Annotated in this window: 18 protein-coding genes and 2 tRNA genes; 10 read left to right on the plus strand and 10 right to left on the minus strand. The window is 67.6% G+C overall.

Features of this window, described 5'->3' with window-relative positions; genetic code table 11:
- Window positions 1-138 precede the first annotated feature (138 nt).
- Window positions 139-1,176, minus strand: a complete 1,038-nt coding sequence (locus ACFC0O_RS30355; RefSeq protein WP_375963649.1) for a hypothetical protein — start codon at window positions 1,174-1,176, stop codon at window positions 139-141.
- Between the two features lie 76 nt (window positions 1,177-1,252).
- Window positions 1,253-1,795: a MarR family winged helix-turn-helix transcriptional regulator gene (locus ACFC0O_RS30360; protein ID WP_375963652.1), complete on the minus strand. Its 543-nt coding sequence runs from the start codon at window positions 1,793-1,795 to the stop codon at window positions 1,253-1,255.
- Window positions 1,796-1,884: 89 nt separating this feature from the next.
- Here ACFC0O_RS30360 and ACFC0O_RS30365 point away from each other — a divergent pair, with 89 nt between their 5' ends.
- Together ACFC0O_RS30365 and ACFC0O_RS30370 are read left to right on the plus strand one after the other, a co-directional pair.
- Window positions 1,885-2,727, plus strand: a complete 843-nt coding sequence (locus tag ACFC0O_RS30365; RefSeq protein ID WP_375963654.1) for a DUF3105 domain-containing protein — start codon at window positions 1,885-1,887, stop codon at window positions 2,725-2,727.
- A 63-nt stretch (window positions 2,728-2,790) separates the two neighbouring features.
- Window positions 2,791-2,864 (plus strand) — tRNA-Cys (locus tag ACFC0O_RS30370).
- 55 nt (window positions 2,865-2,919) lie between these two features.
- On the opposite strand, the gene ACFC0O_RS30375 is transcribed toward ACFC0O_RS30370, so the two are convergent.
- The 4 genes from ACFC0O_RS30375 to ACFC0O_RS30390 form a co-directional block, all read right to left on the minus strand.
- Complete coding sequence (locus ACFC0O_RS30375) at window positions 2,920-3,279, minus strand: hypothetical protein (RefSeq protein ID WP_375963656.1); 360 nt, start codon at window positions 3,277-3,279, stop codon at window positions 2,920-2,922.
- A gap of 276 nt (window positions 3,280-3,555) precedes the next feature.
- The gene (locus ACFC0O_RS30380; RefSeq protein ID WP_375963658.1) at window positions 3,556-4,677 is read right to left on the minus strand and encodes an ABC transporter ATP-binding protein; all 1,122 of its coding nucleotides are present in this window, start codon (window positions 4,675-4,677) and stop codon (window positions 3,556-3,558) included.
- A complete protein-coding gene (locus ACFC0O_RS30385; protein ID WP_375963661.1) occupies window positions 4,674-6,224 on the minus strand; it encodes an ABC transporter permease in 1,551 nt (516 codons plus the stop codon). Before ACFC0O_RS30385 ends, ACFC0O_RS30380 begins: the two co-directional genes overlap by 4 nt.
- A gap of 3 nt (window positions 6,225-6,227) precedes the next feature.
- Complete coding sequence (locus ACFC0O_RS30390) at window positions 6,228-7,247, minus strand: iron ABC transporter substrate-binding protein (RefSeq protein WP_375963663.1); 1,020 nt, start codon at window positions 7,245-7,247, stop codon at window positions 6,228-6,230.
- Between the two features lie 190 nt (window positions 7,248-7,437).
- Here ACFC0O_RS30390 and ACFC0O_RS30395 point away from each other — a divergent pair, with 190 nt between their 5' ends.
- From ACFC0O_RS30395 to ACFC0O_RS30405, 3 genes are all read left to right on the plus strand, one after another.
- Window positions 7,438-7,905, plus strand: coding sequence for a hypothetical protein (locus tag ACFC0O_RS30395; protein ID WP_375963665.1), 468 nt, complete (start codon window positions 7,438-7,440; stop codon window positions 7,903-7,905).
- A gap of 7 nt (window positions 7,906-7,912) precedes the next feature.
- A complete protein-coding gene (locus ACFC0O_RS30400; protein WP_375963668.1) occupies window positions 7,913-9,319 on the plus strand; it encodes a metallophosphoesterase in 1,407 nt (468 codons plus the stop codon).
- A 191-nt stretch (window positions 9,320-9,510) separates the two neighbouring features.
- The gene (locus tag ACFC0O_RS30405; RefSeq protein WP_375963670.1) at window positions 9,511-10,830 is read left to right on the plus strand and encodes a hypothetical protein; all 1,320 of its coding nucleotides are present in this window, start codon (window positions 9,511-9,513) and stop codon (window positions 10,828-10,830) included.
- On the opposite strand, the gene ACFC0O_RS30410 is transcribed toward ACFC0O_RS30405, so the two are convergent.
- Window positions 10,785-12,077: an alpha/beta hydrolase family protein gene (locus ACFC0O_RS30410; RefSeq protein WP_375963673.1), complete on the minus strand. Its 1,293-nt coding sequence runs from the start codon at window positions 12,075-12,077 to the stop codon at window positions 10,785-10,787. The two genes, ACFC0O_RS30405 and ACFC0O_RS30410, sit on opposite strands and share 46 nt — an antisense overlap.
- Window positions 12,078-12,303: 226 nt before the next feature.
- Here ACFC0O_RS30410 and ACFC0O_RS30415 point away from each other — a divergent pair, with 226 nt between their 5' ends.
- A complete protein-coding gene (locus ACFC0O_RS30415; RefSeq protein ID WP_375963676.1) occupies window positions 12,304-12,795 on the plus strand; it encodes a beta-class carbonic anhydrase in 492 nt (163 codons plus the stop codon).
- Between the two features lie 68 nt (window positions 12,796-12,863).
- Here ACFC0O_RS30415 and ACFC0O_RS30420 read toward each other — a convergent pair.
- The 3 genes from ACFC0O_RS30420 to ACFC0O_RS30430 all read right to left on the minus strand — a co-directional run bounded on the left by ACFC0O_RS30420 (window position 12,864) and on the right by ACFC0O_RS30430 (window position 14,746).
- A tRNA-Arg gene (locus ACFC0O_RS30420) sits at window positions 12,864-12,936 on the minus strand.
- A 119-nt stretch (window positions 12,937-13,055) separates the two neighbouring features.
- On the minus strand, window positions 13,056-13,772 hold the full coding sequence (locus ACFC0O_RS30425; RefSeq protein WP_375963679.1) for a DUF305 domain-containing protein: 717 nt from the start codon (window positions 13,770-13,772) through the stop codon (window positions 13,056-13,058).
- Window positions 13,772-14,746, minus strand: coding sequence for a DUF3105 domain-containing protein (locus ACFC0O_RS30430; RefSeq protein ID WP_375963681.1), 975 nt, complete (start codon window positions 14,744-14,746; stop codon window positions 13,772-13,774). The genes ACFC0O_RS30425 and ACFC0O_RS30430 overlap by 1 nt, the downstream gene beginning before the upstream one ends.
- Before the next feature lie 125 nt (window positions 14,747-14,871).
- Between ACFC0O_RS30430 and argS the strand changes: the two genes are divergently transcribed.
- Genes argS through thrC form a run of 4 tightly spaced genes read left to right on the plus strand, consistent with a single transcriptional unit; the run spans window position 14,872 to window position 20,362 of the window.
- On the plus strand, window positions 14,872-16,530 hold the full coding sequence (argS, locus tag ACFC0O_RS30435; RefSeq protein WP_375963684.1) for an arginine--tRNA ligase: 1,659 nt from the start codon (window positions 14,872-14,874) through the stop codon (window positions 16,528-16,530).
- The gene (lysA, locus tag ACFC0O_RS30440; protein ID WP_375963687.1) at window positions 16,531-17,952 is read left to right on the plus strand and encodes a diaminopimelate decarboxylase; all 1,422 of its coding nucleotides are present in this window, start codon (window positions 16,531-16,533) and stop codon (window positions 17,950-17,952) included. It begins immediately after the preceding gene.
- A complete protein-coding gene (locus tag ACFC0O_RS30445) occupies window positions 17,949-19,280 on the plus strand; it encodes a homoserine dehydrogenase (RefSeq protein ID WP_375963689.1) in 1,332 nt (443 codons plus the stop codon). The genes lysA and ACFC0O_RS30445 overlap by 4 nt, the downstream gene beginning before the upstream one ends.
- Window positions 19,277-20,362, plus strand: coding sequence for a threonine synthase (gene thrC / locus ACFC0O_RS30450; RefSeq protein WP_364646449.1), 1,086 nt, complete (start codon window positions 19,277-19,279; stop codon window positions 20,360-20,362). Before ACFC0O_RS30445 ends, thrC begins: the two co-directional genes overlap by 4 nt.
- The last annotated feature ends 12 nt before the right edge of the window (window positions 20,363-20,374 follow it).

The raw sequence follows: 20,374 nt of genomic DNA on the forward strand, positions 1-20,374 counted from the left end.
GGGCCTCCCCGCCCCCCCCCCCCCAAAACAAACACAAAAACCACCCCCCCCGGGTGGGCCCCCCCCCCCCCCGGCCAGGGGGGGGGGGGTTGGGGCCCCCCCCCCCCAAACCCCCTATCATTCACGCCTCGGGCGTGGTCAGTGCCGGGTCGGCCCGACCACTTCCACGGTCGGCTGCTTACCGTCGGTGTGCTCGCCCTCGTGATTCATGGCGAGCGCACCGGCGATGGTCCCGCCGAGGGTGGCCGTAACCGCAATGGCCGCAACGAGTTTGCGGCGCGAGGGGATATCCTCGCCGCGCAGTCTCGGGACCGGATTGAAACGCACACTGCGCACCCGGCGCGCGGAGGGGCGCTCGGCGGCCAGCAGCACCGCGCCGCGGGTGGAGACGAATTCGGGTTCCGGATCGTAGATCAACGGCAGATCGAGCTGCTGTTCCAGCTCATCTCGAATGCTCTTGTTGCGGGTGCAACCCCCGAGCAGCGCCATCGCGGACGGGTGCACGCCGGTCTCATCGATCATCTGCCGCACGAACGACACCGAATGATGCACCCCCGCCGACACCAGATCGGCGAAGTCACTGCGGGTGATGACGGCGCGATGCCCGTTGATCGGATCGCACACCGTGATCACGCGATCACTGGCCAGGGCTTCCTTATGGCGGCGGCTGGTGGCCAGATCCACACTCACGCCGCCGCGGGCCAATAGCCAGCGTAGTAGCGAATCATGCCCGTCACCGCCGAGCACGGTACTGCGCTTACTGGCCAGAATCGCCTCGGTGCGGCAATCGATCTGGGTCAGCGTCAAACCGGAAGCGCCAAGGTCATAGAGCAGGATCGAGCCCTCGGCGGGCAGTCTGCCGGTGAACCGCAGATATCTGAGCTGCGCGACCTGCTCGTCGATCAGGGTCAGGCGATTGCGCCCCGCCGTGGTGCGAATGGCGTCCGCGTGCGTCGAACACCGGCAGGTGACCGCGATACCGGTAATGAATTCATCACGCCGAGCAGCGGATTTGCGCATCAGCCGGACGGCTTCGAAAACACCTTCCTCGATACCGCCACCAGTCCGGCGCGCCACTTTGCAGCGGTCGATGGGCGGCAGATGCGGCTGGTCGGAATGGGTGAGCATGGCGCGCGCACCCGCCGCGCCAGCTGACACCCCGAGGACCAGCACCATGGCCTCAATGGTGAACCTTTTGCGGTCCGATTCCAAGACTATGACGCAGGAAATTGGCTGACCGGATGCTGGACGGTTACTGGGCGGCCCATCTGGTCGGCGAGCCACCGCTGTCGAAGTCGCCTGCGGTCTGCCGGAATTCCGCCAGCAATCGCAGCAGCAGCTGTAAACGATCCGGTGGCAGGCCGGTATTCGCGAACACCTGCCGGTTCAGCTCGGTGGTGGCCTTGGACACCAATTCCCTTCCGGCATCGGTGATTTCGATCAAGGTCGCGCGCCGGTCACTCGGATGCGGCACCCGCTTCACCAAATGCGCGGCCTCCAGCCGATCCACGGTGTTGGTGACACTCGTCGGATGCACCTGCAAACGCGCGCTGGCAACCGCCATGGGCAGCGCACCCGTTTTGCTGAAGCTCAACAGCATCAGTAGCTCGTACCGGGAGAAGGTGAGCCCGGAGGGCTTGAGCGCCTCGTCGACCCGGGCCATCACGATCTGCTGCGCCCGCACCAGTGAGGTGACCGCGGCCATCCCGTCCGCGACCTCGGCCCAGCCGTGCTCGGTCCACTGGCGGTGCGCCTCTTCGATCGGATCGAGCGGCAGGGGACGTGGCCGAGACATGTCCACGATCATCGCATGCGAAGCACTCGTATTCCGCCGCACCGAGCCCTATTTCGGTGTCGTACTCTTTGCGGACAAGGAGGCAGTACGTGACCAACCCGCTCGGCCCGAAGTTCGACCCGGCATCATCCGCACCCCGGGGCCCGTACAGTGTGCCCTTCCCCGAATTCACACCGCGCAAGCCCGATCGCAAACCCCTCTTCATGGGCTTGGCCATCGCCGTGATCGCCGCCGGCGTCGCCGGAATTCTCCTGTGGCCGCAGAACGCCGGCGGCGACTCCGCAGCCGCCGCCGACGAATTCGTGCCCACCGCCACCGACCACGATCCCTCGACCCGGATCGACGGCGTGGTGCGCAAGGACTATCCGGCCGGTGTGCACGTCGCCGCGAACCAGCGCGTCGCCTACACCCAGAGCCCGCCCTTCGGCGGCGCGCACGACAGTTCGTGGCTGCCGTGCACCGGCGTCAACTACACCGTGCCGATCCGCAACGAGAACGCGGTGCACGCGCTCGAACACGGCGCGGTCTGGATCACCTACAACCCGACCACGCTCGGCGTCGACGGCGTCTCGGTGCTGACCGGACAGGTCGGCGCGAAGCCGTACATGCTGCTGTCGCCGTATCCGGGGCTGGACACGCCGATCTCGCTGCAATCGTGGGGTCACCAGCTCAAGCTCACCGATGCCCGCGATCCGCGCGTCGGCCAGTTCATCACCGCGCTGCGGCTGAACCCGTACACCTATCCGGAGCCGGGCGCGAGCTGCTCCAACCCCACCATCGACACCAATAACCCGCCGCCGTACGACCCGACACCGCCGGGACCGTACGCGGTCACCGAAGCCGGAGTCACCCCGCCGCCGCCTCCGCCGCCACCGGCTCCGGAACCCGCGCCCGAGCCGCCGCCCGGCCCGGAACCGGCGCCCGAAGGCTGATTGGAATCAGGCTGATTCGAACACTGGCCCCGAATGCGCACGCGCGGCATCATTTACAGCGATGCGGGTGTGACCGAGGGGCTAGGTAGCGGTCTGCAAAGCCGTATACGCGGGTTCGACTCCCGCCGCTCGCTCCAAAGGAAATGTCCCCCATGGAAATCCATGGGGGACATTTTCGTATGCCGCGGGGGTCTAGGCGCAGCGGAAGCGGAACGTGGCCGTCGGGATGATGCCGGGCACCGTGCTGACCTGCTGTGCCGCATCACCATCGAGGGAGCAGCCCATCGGCGTCGAGACCTGTACCCGATAGCAGCCCGAGCCGCCGATATAGGTGGCGCTGCCGTCCCGGCCCGTGGTGACGGTGCCCGCGACCGGGCCGCCCGCGCACGGGGTGACATCGGCGGTGACGCCCGCGATCGGGAACTGCTCCACCCCGTACACCGCCTGCACCTTCACCGCGGAGTCCCCGGCGGGCGGCGGTTCGGCGGCCGCGAGCGGGGCCAGGGCGACGGCCGCGCCCACGACGGACAGGGCGAACAGCATGCTGCGCAACGAGACTCCTCAGGTAGTACCCGGGGCAATTCGCCCCCGCGCCAATATAGGTGCTGGGCGACGTGTCCGGTGGGAGCACGCCGAGTAGACCGGCGGCGCTGTCACATTCACGCCGCGGGGACAGGCGTGAACCGGGCCGATTCCGCCTTTCCTGCGCGCTACGCGTAATCGCGTGCAGGCGCCGCTACGGGAAACGTCGTGGTGAAATCCCTCGCGTCGGGATGACGAGGCGAATGCCACGAGAACATGGCCGGACGCGGCACCAGGTTCGATGGGTCAGACGGTGAGCGCGTCTCGCACGCTGGGTGTGGGGTAGACGCCATTGGTCAACTGAGCGGCGGACGCGCACTGCTCGGCGGTGAATGCGACTGCCGCGCCGAGGACTTCGAGGTCCACGCGGTCTCCGACGGTCGGGGCGGCGACGCTGACGCGGCGCACCTGGATGGGGTCGGCGCGGCCGTCCAGGTCGAGGGTGAGCATGACGTCCGCACCGCGGAATTCGACGCCGCGCACCGTGGCACAGCCCGGATCGCCGTTCGAAACCACATGGGCGACAAGCTGTTCCGGTCGCATCATGACGGTCGCGGCACCGGCGGGGGCGTCCGGCTGCACCGGAATCCGGCCCAGGGCGGTCTCGGCGGTATCGGATCGCAGGGTCGCGTCCAGCAGCACGGTGTCGCCGAGGAATCCGGCCGTGAACAGATCGGCGGGAGCGGCGTACACCTGTTCGGGCGTGCCGACCTGGGTGAAGCGGCCGGTGCACATGACCGCGACCTGATCGGCGAAGGAGAGCGCCTCCTCCTGATCGTGGGTGACCAGAATGCTGGTCATGCCCGCCGCGCGCAGCGTATCGGCCACCGCCTGCCGGGTGGCGGCGCGCAGGCCGGTATCGAGCGCGCTGAACGGTTCGTCCAGCAGCATGAGATCGGGTTTGCGGGCCATGGCGCGGGCCAGCGCCACACGCTGCTGCTGCCCGCCCGAGAGCTGATGCGGCCGCCGATCCGCGTAATCCGCTCCCAGCGAGACCATATCGAGCAACTCGCGCACCTGGGCCGCATGCCGTCGCCGTCCTGCCAGTCCGCCGTTGAGACCGTAGGCGATGTTCTGCCCCACCGTGAGATGCGGGAAGAGCGCGCCGTCCTGCGCCACGTAGCCGATCCGGCGGCGATGCGGCGGCAGCGAGAACCCTTCCCGGGTAACCACTTCCGAGCCGACCGTGACCGAGCCCGAGTCCGGGTTCTCGAATCCGGCGATCACCCGCAGCAGCGTGGTCTTACCGCAGCCGGACGAGCCGACCACCGCGGTGGCGCTGCCGTCGGGCACCTCGAGCCGGATGCCGTCCAGCACCCGGGCGGGTCCGAAATTCTTGCAGACATTCTCGACGACAAGACGACTCATAGCCCGGCCGCCTTCCTGGATTGAGTGAACAGCAGATACGTGACCGGCACCGCCGCGATGATCATGATCAGCGCATAGGGCGCGGCCGCCGCGTAGTCCAGTTCGCCGGACAGCGACCAGAAGCGCATGGCCAGGGTGCGAGTTCCATTGGGGGCCAACAGCAGTGTGGCGGTCAGCTCGGTGGCCACCGCCACGAACACCATGGCCGCCGCCGAGGCCGCGGCGGGCGCGGTGAGCCGTAAGGTGATGCGCAGGAACGTCATCGGCCGCGAGGTGCCGAGCGCCTGCGACACCTCCTCCAGGCCGACCGGCACCTGCGCCAGGCCCGCGCGCACACCCACCAGCGCGCGCGGCAGGAACATCAGCGTGTACGCGGCGAGCACGGTGGCGGCGGTCTGATACAGCGCGGGCAGCCAGCGAATGCTCACCGTCACCAGCGCCAGCGCGATCACGATGCCCGGCAGCGAACTGGTGATGTAGTTGGCGCCCTCGATGATTCGCGCGAACCGCGAGGTGGAGCGCACCGCGATCCAGGCCACCGGGAAGGCGCACAGCGTGGTGATGACCGCGGCCGTGGCGGCCAATCCGATGGTCTGGCCCAGGGATTCACCGATATCGGCCATATCCCAGACCTTCGAACCACCCAGCCGCAACCAGCGGATGATGGTCCACAGCGGCACGCCCAGCGAGAACACCAGGGCGGCGGTCAACAACAGGAATACCGGAAACTTGTTGACGCCCAGCCGAACCCGGATGGCGGCACGCGGCACACCGCTGCCGATGCGGGCGTAGCGGGCATTACCGCGCGCCGCGGCCTCACCGGCCAGCAGCACCAGGCACAGCACCACCAGCACCCCGGCCAGCGTATTGCCCGCCGCCCCGGCGAAACTGGATTGGTACTGCTCGAAAATCGCGGTGGTGAACGTGGAGAACCGGATCATGGCGAACGCGCCGTATTCGGCGAGCAGATGCAGCGCGATCAGCAGTCCGCCGCCGAGAATGGCCAAACGCAACTGCGGCAGCACGATTCGCGCGAACACCGCGACCGGACCCGAGCCGAGCGCCCGCGCGGATTCCTCCACCGCCGGATCCAGCCTGCGCAGCGTCGCCGCGGCGGGCAGGTACACCAGCGGGAAATACGACACCGTCGCGATGAGCACGCCCGCCCACAGGCCGTGCAGGGACGGGAAGGCGCTCACCCAGCCGTAGCTGTTGACGAAGGCGGGCACGGCCAGCGGAGCCGCGAAGATCGGCCCCCACCAGGCCGCGCCCGGTACGTCGGTGCGCTCCACGATCCAGGCCAGCCCGATGCCGAGCACCAGGCAGATCGGCACCGTGATGACCACCAAACCCACCGTATTGCGCAGTAGTTCACCGACCCGCGGCCGGAAGATCAAATGCGCCGTCTCGGTGAATCCGGTGCTGAACAGCGTGGACACGATGTAGCCGAGCGGTACGAACGTCGCGGCCACCAGCAGCAGCGCGAGGATCGTGACGAGCAGCCCGGGCCGGGCGGCCCGGGTGGCGACAGCGGTCCGGACGGCCATGGGTTAGAGCAGACCCGCGTCGGTCATCAACTGGGTGACCTTCTTGGCGTCCAGCTTGCTGGGGTCGACCTTCGGCGCGTCCAGCGAAGCCAGCGGGGGCAGTGCCGGATTGGCGGCGACGGTGGCCGAGACCGGGTACTCCATCGAATCGCCGTCGCGCAGCACCTCCTGGCCCTTCTGCGAGGCGATGAAGGCGAGGAACTTCTGCGCGTTCTCCGACTTCTTGCTCGACTTCAGCACGCCGCCACCGGAAATGGAGACGAAGGCGCCCGGATCCTGGTTCTTGAAGTAGTACAGCTTGGTGTTGTTGCTGTTCTCCTTGGTATTGGCCTGATCGCGGTACCAGTAGTAGTGGTAGATCACGCCGCCGTCGAACTGCCCGGCATTGACGCCCTTCATGGTCGTCACATTGTTCTGCGAGGCGATCGCGTTGTCCTTCATGCCCTTGAGCCACGCCTTGGTGACGTCCTCACCCTTGAGAGCGAGCAGGGCGGCCACGATGGCCTGGAAGTCCGCGCCGGACACGCCCGCGCTCCAGCGGCCCTTCCACTGCGGCTGCTGCAGATCCAGCAGCGAATGCGGCAGCTGATCGGCCTGCACCTTGCCGGTGTTGTAGACGAAAACGGTTGAGCGGGCCGCGATTCCGGTCCACTTGCCGGTGGAGGGGCGGAACTGCTCTGGCACCTGCGCGAGCGTGTTGGGATCCACGTCGGCGAACAGTCCGGCATTCTCGACCAGCGCCATGGCGGGGGAGTTCTCGGTGAGGAAGACATCGGCGGGGGAGTTCTTGCCCTCGGCGACGAGCTGGTTGCCCAGATCGGTGTCGCCGCCTTGGCGCAGCGTCACCTTGATGCCCGTCTCCTTGGTGAAGGCCTCGGCCCACTCTTTGGTCAGCGATTCGTGCTGGGCGTTGTAGACCAGGATCTCGTTGTCGTCCTTGGACGAATTGGAGCATCCGGTTGCCGCCAGCAGGGTGATCGCGGCGACCGCGCCGGACACCAGTTTCCATCGAGCCGCTGCCATGACCGTCCTTTCGACATGCCAATCCTCATTCCTGAGGTTTGGCTAACCAACGTACCGTCTCTCGGGGCGGACAGATCCGGCACCCCACCGAATCGCAACCTATTTGCCGTAGTCTGCGGACATTCAGTGGTGGACCGATCGAAGGAAATCGATGACCCTGCCGCCCGGCGGACAACCGTACAATCCGGCAATGGACGTTCAGCGATCTGCTGGCAAACGCGGCGGGGGAGGTCGTAAACCACTGTTCGTCGGATTGGCCGTGGCGGCCGTCGTCGTGGTCGGCGGTGGCGTCGCCGCCGCGGTCTCGCTGTCCGGCAAGGATTCCCCGAGCGACAGCCAGCGCATCGACTCCGCCATTCGCGATTTCTACGGCACGCTGTCGGCCAAAGGTCCGGGCGTCGCGGTCACCAAGGCGTGCGCGGCGGATCGCGCCGAATACGATGCGCTGTCCACCGCGCAGAAGAGCGCGTCCGAACAGGGCCGGATGGATATCCGCATCGTGAGCATCGATCAGATCACCGTCACCGGGGATCGCGCGACGGCGAAAATGGTTGGCGCGCTCTCGGTTTCGGGAGCCGACGACAAGTCGACCACCGCGTCGGAGCATCTCCGCAAGGAGGAGGGCACGTGGAAGGTGTGCTCGACCGACGGCAGGTAGTGCGGTCGTGAACTGCTGCGGGCCGAACCGGCGCACCGTACTGGGTGCGCTCGCGGCGGCGACCCTGCTTCCGCTCGCCCGCCCGGGAGTGGTTCGCGCACAGCCGGGTTCGGTGATCGCGACCGATCTGGAGGTCGTCACGATCACCGCGGAGTCGGCGATCCTCACCTGGACGACGTTGGGGCCCAACGCGAATGGCGATCCGGTGCCGGTGGAGACCGACGCCGAGGTGTGGCTGGGCCCCGCCGACGGGACGAGTCTGCGGCAGGTGTTCGCCGATCCCGGGCCGACCGCGTACCACTACGCCGAGATCACCGGCCTGGAACCCGGCCGCCGCTACCGATTCGAGGCGCGCTCGGTGGGTGTGACCGCCGTGCCCGCGCTGAATGTGGCCACCTGGCTGCCGAATACGCCGGAGGCGAGCGGCGAGTTCACTACGCCGGTGCCGCCGCCGGGCCGACTGCTGCGCACCATCGCGCTCTGCAACGATGTGCACTACGGCGAGGAGATCAGCGGCCTGATCGCCGCCGGACTGCCGCCCGGCGTGCGCCAGGATCCCGGTCTCGCACCGTATCCCGAGGTCATGCTGGCCGCGATCCTCGACGATCTGCGCCGCCCCGACCGCGCCGCCGATCAACTGCTGCTCGCGGGTGATCTGACCGCGGAGGCGACGCCCGATCAGGTGCGCGGGGTGCATCGCGCACTCGCGGAATGGGGTGCGGCGGACCAGGATTGGTTCGCCTGCCGGGGCAATCACGACCGCCCGCATCTCGGCGGCGACTACGTGGGCTGCGCACCGTACGCCGATCACTTCGACTGCTGGGGCGAATCCTTCGGTCCCCGGCAGCAATTGGGGGAGTTCGAGGTGGGCGAGTTGCGCCTGCTGGCCCTGGACACCACCGAACTCGACGGCTCCGGCGGCAGTATCGACCGGCCGCAGCTGGATCGGCTGCGCGAGGTGCTGCTGGCCGATCCGGATCGGCCGACGCTGGTCTTCAGCCATCATCCGGTTACCGCCGAATCCGGCTGGACGAATATCGCGGGGCCGGGTTTTGTGCTCAACAGCGCCAATTCGGCTGAGCTGCAATCGCTCTACCGCTCCGCGCCCGGGGTATTCCTGCATCATTCCGGCCATACCCATCGAAATCGCCTTACCCGCCCCGACTTTCCCATTCCCGTCGAATTTCTCGAGGTGGCCGCGGCCAAGGAGTATCCGGGCGGCTACTCGCTGGTACGCCTCTACGAGGGCGGCTACACCGTCAACTTCTACAAGACCCGGACGCCGGGCGCGCGTCGCTGGAGCGCTCGGTCGCGCGGTGAGTACTTCGGTCTGCTGCCCGAGTACACCCTGGGCTCCACCGCCGACCGAAATCACACCGTGTCGCGCGATCTGTCGGGCCTGGTTCCGGCCTGACGGCAGTCTCGTTCCTGCCGGATGGCAATGGGCTGGGTCACTGGCCACGGCGGCAATGCTCATTTGCTGTTAATCTCGCAAACAGTTAGCTGTTTCGTTCGGCTGTAGCGCGAGAAGCGTTCGATCACCGGTGAAAGGGTGACGAGATGGGCGCGAAGTTCGCGTTGGTGCAACCCGTGAGCGTGTCCGAAATGCCTGATATACGCAGGTTCGACGGGATCCTCCAGCCTGCCTCCGCCTTCTTCGGGGCGGTGGTCGCCGGACTGTTGCTCATGGCCCCGCTCGATCTCGGCTGGTCCAATGACGCCCCGCTGGAACTCGACCTGCTGGTCATGAACATGCCGCGCGCCGCCGCGGCCGGCGGCATGTTCGCGGTCATCGCCGCCGCCCTCGCCGTCGCGCTCGGCCGCCGCACCGCCTGGATCGTCTCCTTCGGCAGCGCCACCGTACTGGCCGCCGATCACCTGTGGAATATGCGCTCGGCGCTGAGCGGCACGCTCATCACGGTCAATTACATCGACGCCATCTTCGGCGGCATCCTGCTCGGCGCACTGGCCGTCGCGGTCTTCGGAAAACCCATCGCCACCGGCGCGTACCTGCTGGGAGCGGTGGTCAGCATCACCATCGGCGACCTCACCGCGCTACCCGCGCCGGGGGCCGAGAGCCGCACCCTCATCGAATGGGCCTCCAGCGGCACCCCGCCGCTGTGGATGATCCTGGCCACCGCCGTACTGCTGGCCTGCGGGGCGCTCGGCGAACGCGTCGACCCGGCCGCCGATCCGGCGGAGAACGCAGACCTGCCCATCGGGCCGATTCTCGCGGCACTGCTGCTCGTCGGCGCGACCGCGTTCTCCACCGACTGGTACGTCCGGCACGCGGACACCGTCCCGCAGACCGTGCTGGCGGTGGGCGTCACCGTACTGGCCGCGTTCGGGGCCGCGCTGCTGCTGCCCGGGCGGGACGGGGTGCTGGTATTGCTCGCGGTGGCGGTCACCAATTCCGGCAGCTCCATCTTCACCGTGCCGCGTCCGGATTGGAGCGCACCGCTGCCCATCATCGCCGTGGCGATCGGGTGGTACGCGGGACGGCGCAGACATCTGCCCTGGGCGGTCTTCGCGGGCACCGGTGCGCTCGCCGTCTTCGCGGCCGGCACCTCGGGCAGCGCGCATCACGCGATGCTCATACCGCTGATCGGCATCACCGGTCTCGGCTTCCTCATGGGCTACTGCTTCGCCGGGCACACCCCGCGCAACGCCCCCAGCATGGTGGTCGCGCTGGCGGCGCTGGTGGTGCCGTGCCTGGTTATCGCGGTGCGCGGCAGCGGTTTCGGCCGGGTCGCCTACTCACCGCGCTGGTACCGCGACCCATCGAGCATCACCTCGGCCGCGCCCGGCTGGGTCGCGCTGGCCGTCACCGTCGGCTGCGCCGCCGGACTGGCGCTACTGTATCGGTGGCGACCCGCCGATCACCTGCCGAAGCGGCCGTCGACCCAGCTCAGCGCGTCCGCGTAGGACGCCTCCAGCACGCCACGGTGATCCGCGCCGGGATATCCGCGATACTGCACCGGCTGGCCCGCGGCGCGCTGGCGCACCACCATCACATCGGTGGCGGCCGCGGGCACCGTGGTATCGGCCCGGCCCTGCAGCACCAGCAGCGGCTGCGCGAAAGTCAGTGTGCTGGGATCGTTTTCATTCAGCACCCGGGTGAGCGCGTGAATATCACCGTCGGGTGCGAACACCTCGCTCGCGGTCAGCCCGCCCCACTGCTGCGGACTCCGCAGTTGCGCAATGCATCCCACGTCCGCCAGGGTGACCATGGCCGCCGCGTCCGGGGTCAGGAAGCGCGCCGGATCGATATCGGCGACCGTCTGCGCGCCCCGAATGATCAAGGGCAGGAACGCGGTCGACCCACCCGTGAGCGGACCGAGCGCGGTGGACGCGCCCACCGCCGTGGCCAACTGCGACGCCTGGATACCGATGCCCTGATGCGATGCGGGAGCCAGCGCCACCGCACCCAGCAGTTGGAGCTCCGGCGCCCACTGCTGCGCCTGCGCATCGGCGAAAACGGCCGCCTGCCCACCCTGTGAATGCCCCATCGCCACCCAGCGGGTGCCGATCTCCGGTTCGATCTGCCTTGCGGCCCTTGCCATATCGGTGACCGCGCGCTGCTCGGCGGTACCGATCAGATAGCCGTGCGGACCGGGCGTGCCCAGGCCCTGATAGTCGGTCTGCGCCACCGCGTAACCCGCGGATATCCACTGCGCCTGCACTTTTCGAACCAGGGAGGTGTAATCGTGCGCGGGGAAGTCGTCGGAGGTGTCGTGCGAGGGCGCGCAGGAATCATCGACCCCGGTGGTGCCGTGCGCCCACGAGATCAGCGGCCAGCCGCCCGGGGGCGGGGTGCCCTCGGGCACCGCCACGGTGCCCGATACCGCCACCGAATTCCCCTGCATATCGACGGATCGATACAGCACCAGGTAATTCCGTGCCCCCGGGATCCCCGGATCGCCGTCGATGGGCCGCAACTGGATCACCGAGCCGTGCGGACCGGCGATCCGATCCTCGGGCGCGGTGTAGAACGCCGCGACATCGGTGGTCTCATCCACGATCGCAATGGGGGTGACCGGGGTGGCATGGCCCGGCGCGACGGCGATGCAGGTTCCCGCGATGCCGGCCAGGGCCGCGCCGGCTATCGATCCGGCCCGTCGCGCATGTCGCCGCCGTGGTAGGTCCGCGCACCTCTCCTCGATGTCCGACATGCCCAAAAGATACCGGTCTGTTGGCCAATTAGGGGGCAAGGCAACACGCCCTGGTGAGTGTCAGCCCTCACCTCCGCGCGCCCGCCACCTGCCCGGACGAGTCCGAATATGCCCAGCGCAAGCGTTTATTTCACGGTGCGCGCATCCCTCGCGCGACACCCGCCACTGCGCCACGGTCGATGCAGAGATTCGCATGTCCTCACCCCACCGACGCAAGGACGCGACCATGACAGTCACCGACGAATACCTCGCCAACAACGCCGAATACGCGTCCCGCTTCGCCGGGCCGCTGCCCCTGCCGCCCAGTAAGCATGTCGCGGTGCTGGCCTGCATGGACGCCCGGCTCGACGTGTATCGCATTCTCGGCCTGGGGGACGGGGAGGCGCATGTCATCCGCAATGCGGGCGGTGTGGTCACCGATGATGAGATCCGCTCGCTCGCCATCAGTCAGCGCCTGCTGGGCACCACCGAGATCATCCTCATCCACCACACCGACTGCGGCATGCTCACCTTCACCGACGACGACTTCAAACGCACCATCCAGGACGACACCGGCATCAAGCCCGCCTGGTCCGCCGAAGCCTTCCCGGATCTGGGCGATGATGTGCGGCAATCGATTCGGCGCATCGAGGCCAGCCCGTTCATCACCGCGACAACGTCCTTGCGCGGCTTCGTATTCGACGTGGCCACCGGCAAACTCAACGAGGTCGTCGGCTGAGGTCGTATCGGCCCGAGACGAGAAAAAGGCCCCGATCGGCGAATGCCGTTCGGGGCCTTGCTCTTCGGTGCCCTCGGCAGGATTCGAACCTGCGGCCTTCTGCTCCGGAGGCAGACGCTCTATCCCCTGAGCTACGAGGGCGGGGGTGGACCCGCTCGGACTTCTCGACTTTCCGAGTGGGCTGGGAAAGCGTATCGCATTGCCTGCGCTGCGCCAAAAACCCGGGTGGACCGGGCGTTTTGCGACGCCCGGCACCGAACTCAGTTGAGCGGAAGCGGTGTGGCTTTGCGCTCGGCGAGCATCTGGGTCATCAAATCGGCTTCGCTGGACTGGGTTTTGGCCATGCTCTGCGCCAGTGAACGCACCACATCGATATCGGCGCGCTGCTCGGCGTATTCGATCATCGGCATACCGCCCTGATGATGCCGCAGCATCAACTGCAGGAACATGGTGTCCAGCGCCGGACCGGTGGCCGCGCGCAGCGCCGTGATCTCCTCGGTGGAGGCCATACCGGGCATGACCGCCACCGGACCCGAATGCTCGGCGGTGCCCATGTGGTGATGCGCCGACATATCGGTCATCCAGCCCATGTAGCCGCCCGTGGGCAGCAGCGGTTCGCCCCAGGATTGCAGCCACGCCTGCATGCGGCCCGCCTGATTGCCCTGGGTGGTGAGGATGTCATAGGACAGCCGCTTCACCGCCGGATCGGTGGTGCCGCTGAACGCGATCGCGGCCATCTCCACCGCCTGCGCGTGATGCACCGACATGTCCTGGCTGAAGCCGATATCCACCGCGCTGGGCTCGGGATCCGAGGCACGCAGATTGCCGACCATCAGGCCCGCGGCGAATCCTGCCAGCAGCACCGCGATCACACCGAGGATCAGCAGCGCGGGCCGCTGACTGCGGCCCGTCGCCTCCACGGGTTCGGCTGCCTCGGAATCGCCGGGCTCGTTCGCGTGCGACAAGAACGGCGGCATTACTGCGCCGGAGCCGGCTGCTCCGGCTGCGGGTCGCCGGTGGGCACGGGAATGCTCGGGATGCCGCCGGGCAGCGTGCCGTCGCCGCCGGGCGCGGTCGCGTCACCGCCGGGCAGGGTGCCGCCGGGGATGGTGCCACCGGGCAGGCCGGGGATGCCACCGGGGATGTTCGGCATGCCGCCGGGAATCTGGCTGCCGCCGGCACCGCCGAGCTCGGTGGTGTCCTTGGTCAGGCCCTTACCGTCCAGCGGCACCGCGTCCGGACCCGGCTTGGACGGATCGAACGGCGGCGGGTTGTTGGTGTCGAAGGTCGGGTTCGCGCAGCTCGCGCCGACCTCGGGGTAGGTGTTCGAGTTCAGGCGCAGATCCTTGATGAACCGGTCCACCCGCGAATCGTCGGCCTTCTGCAGCTTGAGCTGATGACCCCACGCCTGCAACGAGATCGGGGTGTCCAGACCCGGGTACGGCGACATCAGCATGTACTGCTGGCCTTCGACCTTCTTCTTCAGCGTGTCGATGGTCGCCTGATCCACCTTGTCGGGGTTGTAGGTGATCCACACCGCACCGTGTTCCAGCGAATGCACGGCATTCTCCGTGCGGATCGCCTTGGCGTACACATTGCCCATGCACGCCGCCCACGAACCGTCGTGCGGGCCACCGAACGGCGGTGCCTGGTCGTATGCCACGCGCTGCGTCGAGGACACGTGCAGCCCGGCCGGATAGTCCTTTTTGACCACGCCGTCGATATACGCGGAAGGGTTCTTGATCTCTTCCTTGGCGTTGTACTTCGGCACCAGGAATGCGGCGATTCCGCCGATCAGCGCCAGCACGGCCACCACCGCGGCAATGGTCATCCACGGGATGTTCCGTTTCACGGGCAGTTTGCCCCCGGACCCGCCTTTACGGCCCGATCCCGACGATTTGCCCGCGGCCTTAATAGCCTTGGCCGACTTGGCACTGGTGCTGCTCGGCATAACTAGTTGTGCTCTCTTCGACGTGTTCGGACAATCAAGCGATGCGGCCGCATCGTTTGCTGGGCGCCTGCCCGTGCGATGCCCGCGCGCGGCGTGCACCTGCTCAGACCATAGGATAGTGACTCGTGACTCCAGCTGACCTTGCAGATCTCCTTCGCGCAACCGCGGCGAAGGTACTTGTCGAACGTGGATCCGACCCTGCGGTCCTGCCCGACGAGGTCAAGGTGGAGCGTCCCCGTAACCCCGAGCACGGTGACTATGCCACGAATGTGGCCATGCAGGTAGGCAAGCGGGCCGGAATGAACCCGCGCGACTTTGCGAATCTGCTCGCCGAGGCGCTGGGCCAGACCCCCGATATCGAGGTCGCCGAGGTCGCCGGACCCGGCTTCCTGAACATCCGCCTGGCCAAGGCCGCGCAGGGCGCGATCGTGGAGAACATCCTCGCGGCGGGCGCGAAGTACGGCAGCGGCGACGCGCTCGCCGGGACCAAGATCAACCTGGAATTCGTCTCCGCCAACCCGACCGGACCCATCCACCTGGGCGGCACCCGCTGGGCCGCCGTCGGCGACGCGCTCGGCCGCATCCTGTCCGCCCAGGGTGCGGATGTCACCCGCGAGTACTACTTCAACGATCACGGCGCGCAGATCGACCGCTTCGCCAACTCCCTCGTCGCCTCCGCGAACGGGCAGCCCACCCCGGAGGACGGGTACGGCGGCGCGTACATCAAGGAGATCGCCGACACCATCGTTGCCGCGCATCCGGATGCGCCGGGTTTGCCCGCGGCCGAACAGCACGAGCTGTTCCGCCGCGAGGGCGTCGAGCTGATGTTCGCGCAGATCAAACAGAACCTGCACGAATTCGGCGTCGACTTCGACGTGTACTTCAACGAGAGCTCGCTGTTCGCCTCCGGCGCGGTCGAGAAGGCCATTCAGACGCTCAAGGATTCGGGCAAGCTCTACGAGAAGGATGGCGCCTGGTGGATCGCGTCCACCGAATACGGCGATGACAAGGACCGCGTCGTCATCAAGAGCGATGGCAAGTCCGCGTACATCGGCGGCGATATCGCCTACTTCCAGAACAAGCGCTCACGCGGGTTCGACCTGTGCATCTACATGCTGGGCGCGGACCATCACGGCTACATCGGCCGTTTGAAGGCCGCCGCCGCCGCGTTCGGCGACGATCCGGACACCGTCGAGGTGCTCATCGGCCAGATGGTGAATCTGCTCGAAGGCGATGTGGCCGTGCGCATGTCGAAGCGCGCGGGCACCGTGGTCACCCTGGACGATCTGGTCGAGGCCATCGGCGTGGACGCCGCGCGGTACTCCCTGGTGCGCTCCTCGGTGAACTCCAGCATCGATATCGATCTGGACCTGTGGACCAAGCAGGACACCGAGAACCCGCTGTACTACGTGCAATACGCGCACGCCCGCACCAACAACATCATCGGCAATTCCGCCGCGTTCGACTTCGCCTCGGTCGCACCGGATTTCAGCCTGATGACCGCAGACCGCGAGGGTGAGCTGATTCGCACCCTCGGTGAATACCCGCGCGTCCTCGCCACCGCCGCCGAGATGCGTGAACCGCACCGGGTAGTCCGCTACCTGGAGGAGCTGGCCGGGGCCTACCACCCCTTCCAGTCCGATAAGGAAATGCGCGTCATCCCCATGGGTGACGAGCCTGTCACCCCCCGAAACGCCGCTCGCCTCGAGCTGGTCAAAGCCACCCGCCAGGTGCTGGCCAACGGCCTCGGCCTGCTAGGCGTCACTGCCCCGGAGCGTATGTAGATGAGTGCACATCCCGCCGGTCCCCGCCACGCGGACATCCCGCCTGCTCAGAACCTTCCCGAGCGGCCGGAGAACACCCAGCAGATGATCACGCTGCCCGCGAATGTGTGGCCGCGCAACGCTTCTCGCGATGCCGACGGCGTCGTGCGGCTCGCCGGGGTACCGGTGCACGAGCTGGCCGCCGAATTCGCCACCCCGCTGTTCGTCATCGACGAGGACGACTTCCGGTCCCGCTGCCGCGATATGGTCAGCGCGTTCGGTGAGGGTTCGCGAGTGCACTACGCCTCCAAGGCTTTCCTGTCCGCCGAGATCGCGCGCTGGATTCGCGATGAGGGCCTGCACCTGGACGTGTGCTCCGGCGGCGAACTCGCCGTCGCACTGCACGCGGGCTTCCCGGCCGAGCGAATCGCGTTGCACGGCAACAATAAATCGGTTCCGGAGCTGGAGACCGCGGTCGCGACCGGCGTCGGTCACATCGTGCTGGACTCGCTGATCGAGATCGACCGCCTGGAAGCGGTCGCCAAGACCGCGGGCAAGGTCGTCGATGTGCTGGTGCGCGTCACCGTCGGCGTGGAAGCCCATACGCACGAATACATTTCGACCGCGCACGAGGATCAGAAGTTCGGTTTCTCGATCGCCAGCGGTGATGCCATGCAGGCCATCGCCCGGGTCTTCGAATCCGACAACCTGCGCCTGGTCGGCCTGCACTCGCACATCGGCTCGCAGATCTTCGAGATCGACGGTTTCGAGATCTCCACCCGCCGCATGCTCGGCCTGCTGCGCGAGGCCGCCGACAAGTTCGGCATGGAGCGCGCGGCGCAGATCAATGTGCTCGATCTCGGTGGCGGCCTTGGTATTTCGTACCTGCCGCACGAGGACCCGCCGTCGCTGGCGGACTTCGCGGCCAACCTGCGCCGCATCGTGGCCGAGGAGGCCGAGCGCGCGGGCCTGCCCATGCCGACCATCGCGGTCGAGCCGGGCCGCGCCATCGCCGGACCGGGCACGGTCACCCTGTACGAGGTCGGCACCACCAAGGATGTGGTGCTCGACGCGGGCGCGCGTCGCCGTTACGTCAGCATCGACGGCGGAATGAGTGACAATATCCGGCCCGCGCTGTACCAGGCCGAATACGATTGCCGTCTGGTCTCGCGCTCCAGCGAGGCCGCGCCGGTGGTCGCTCGGGTGGTCGGAAAGCATTGCGAGAGTGGGGATATCGTCATTCGCGATACCTGGCTCCCGGCCGATGTCGGCCCGGGTGACCTGGTCGCGGTGGCGGCTACCGGCGCGTACTGCTACTCGATGTCGAGCCGTTACAACATGCTCACCCGGCCCGCCGTGGTCGCGGTGCGAGACGGCAAGGCGCGCTTGATTCTTCGCCGCGAAACGGTGGAGGACCTACTCAGCTTGGAGGTGAATGCATGACCGAAATCGCCAAGACCGGCGTGTGGGGATCGGATCATCCGATCGGAATCGCGGTGCTCGGAATGGGCACGGTCGGCACCGAAGTGGTTCGCATCATTCGCAACCAGGCCGAGGATCTCTGCAATCGCGTCGGCGCGCCGGTCGTGCTGCGCGGGGTCTCCGTGCGTGACCTGAGCAAGGATCGCGGCATCCCCGCCGAGCTGCTCACCACCGATGCCGAAGCCCTCGTCGCCCGCGACGATGTGGACATCGTGGTCGAGGTCATGGGCGGTATCGATCCCGCCCGCGCGCTCATCCGCACCGCGCTCGAGCACGGCAAGTCCGTGGTCACCGCCAATAAGGCGCTGCTCGCCGACCACACCGGCGAACTGTCCGCCGCCGCCGAATCGCACCGCGCCGACCTGTATTTCGAGGCCGCCGTCGCCGGTGCGATCCCGGTGCTGCGCCCGCTCATCCAGTCGCTGTCCGGCGACCGGGTGAACCGCGTGGTCGGCATCGTGAACGGCACCACCAACTTCATCCTCTCGGCCATGGCCGAAACCGGTGCGGCGTATGCCGATGTGCTGGCCGAGGCCACCCGCCTGGGTTACGCCGAGGCCGATCCGACCGCCGACGTCGAGGGTTATGACGCCGCCGCCAAGGCCGCCATCCTGGCCTCGGTCGCCTTCCACACCCGGGTGACCGCGGCCGATGTCTACCGCGAGGGCATCTCCAAGATCACCGCCGAGGATCTGGAGACCGCCGCGGCCGTCGGCTGCACGGTGAAACTGCTGGCCATGGCCGAGCGCGTCACCTATGACGGCGGCAAGGAGTCCATCTCCGTGCGCGTCTACCCGGCGCTCATCCCGCGTAAGCACCCCCTGGCCTCGGTCAGCGGCGCGTTCAACGCGGTCGTGGTGGAGGCCGAGAACGCCGGCCGCCTGATGTTCTACGGACAGGGTGCGGGCGGCGCGCCGACCGCCTCGGCCGTGATGGGTGATCTGGTGATGGCGGCGCGCAACAAGTTCTACGGTGGCCGCGCTCCGGGCGAGTCGGTTTATGCTGAGCTGCCGATCGCCTCGATCGGTGAAACCCCGACCCGCTACCACGTGAATATGCAGGTCGCCGACCGCACCGGTGTACTCCAGGCGGTCGCGGGCGAATTCGCCAAGCATGGGGTCAGCATTTCGACGGTCCGCCAGGAAGGTCATGACGCGGGCGCCCGCCTGGTCGTGGTGACCCACCACGCGCAGGAATCGGCCCTTGCCGATACCGTGGCCGCGTTGGCCGAACTGGATTCCGTCACATCCGTGACCAGCGTTCTGAGATTGGAAGGCACCGAGGAATGAGTACGACTGCGCGGTCTGCCGTGCATACCCCGTGGCCCGGTTTGATCACCGCGTACCGGGATCGTCTGCCCGTGCCCGCCGACTGGGAGCCGGTGACGCTGTTCGAGGGCGGCACCCCGCTGGTGCCGGCCACGCATCTGTCCGAGCTGACCGGCTGTGAGGTGTACCTCAAGGTCGAGGGCGCGAATCCGACGGGTTCGTTCAAGGACCGCGGCATGACCATGGCCATGACCGATGCCAAGTACAGCGGTAAGACCGCGGTGCTGTGCGCCTCCACCGGCAATACCTCGGCCTCTGCCGCCGCGTACGCGACCCGCGCGGGTCTGCACTGCGCGGTGCTGATTCCGCAGGGCAAGATCGCCATGGGCAAGCTGGCGCAGGCGGTCATGCTGGGCGCGAAGATCATTCAGGTCGAGGGCAATTTCGACGATTGCCTCGAACTGGCGCGCAAGGTCACCGCGGACTTCCCCGAGGTCGGCCTGGTGAACTCGGTGAACCCGGCTCGTATCGAGGGTCAGAAGACCGCCGCGTTCGAAATCGTGGACGCGCTCGGCAAGGCTCCCGATGTGCACGTGCTTCCGGTCGGCAACGCCGGAAACATCACCGCGTACTGGAAGGGTTACGGCGAGTACTACGCCGACGGCACCTCCAGCTCGCGCCCGCGCATGCTGGGCGTACAGGCCGCCGGTGCGGCTCCGCTGGTCAACGGCGCGCCGGTGAGCGATCCGGAGACCATCGCCACCGCCATCCGGATCGGCGCCCCGGCGTCGTGGAATGCCGCGATGGCCGCGAAAGAGGAGTCCGGCGGCGCGTTCCGGGCCGCCACCGATGAGAAGATCCTGGAGGCGTACCGCCTGGTCGCCGCCACCGAGGGTGTTTTCGTGGAGCCCGCGTCGGCCGCTTCGGTCGCCGGTCTGCTCGCGGCGCGCCAGGAGGGCTGGCTCGATTCCGGTCTGACCGTGGTCTGCACCGTGACCGGCAACGGTCTCAAGGATCCGGATAACGCGCTGGCCGGTATGCCCGAGGTCAAGCCGATCGCGGTCGATCCGGTCGCCGTGGCGCACGCACTCGAGCTGGCCTGAAAGTGAATTCGC

The sequence above is a fragment of the Nocardia sp. NPDC056100 genome (assembly GCF_042266325.1).
Taxonomy (GTDB): Bacteria; Actinomycetota; Actinomycetes; order Mycobacteriales; family Mycobacteriaceae; genus Nocardia.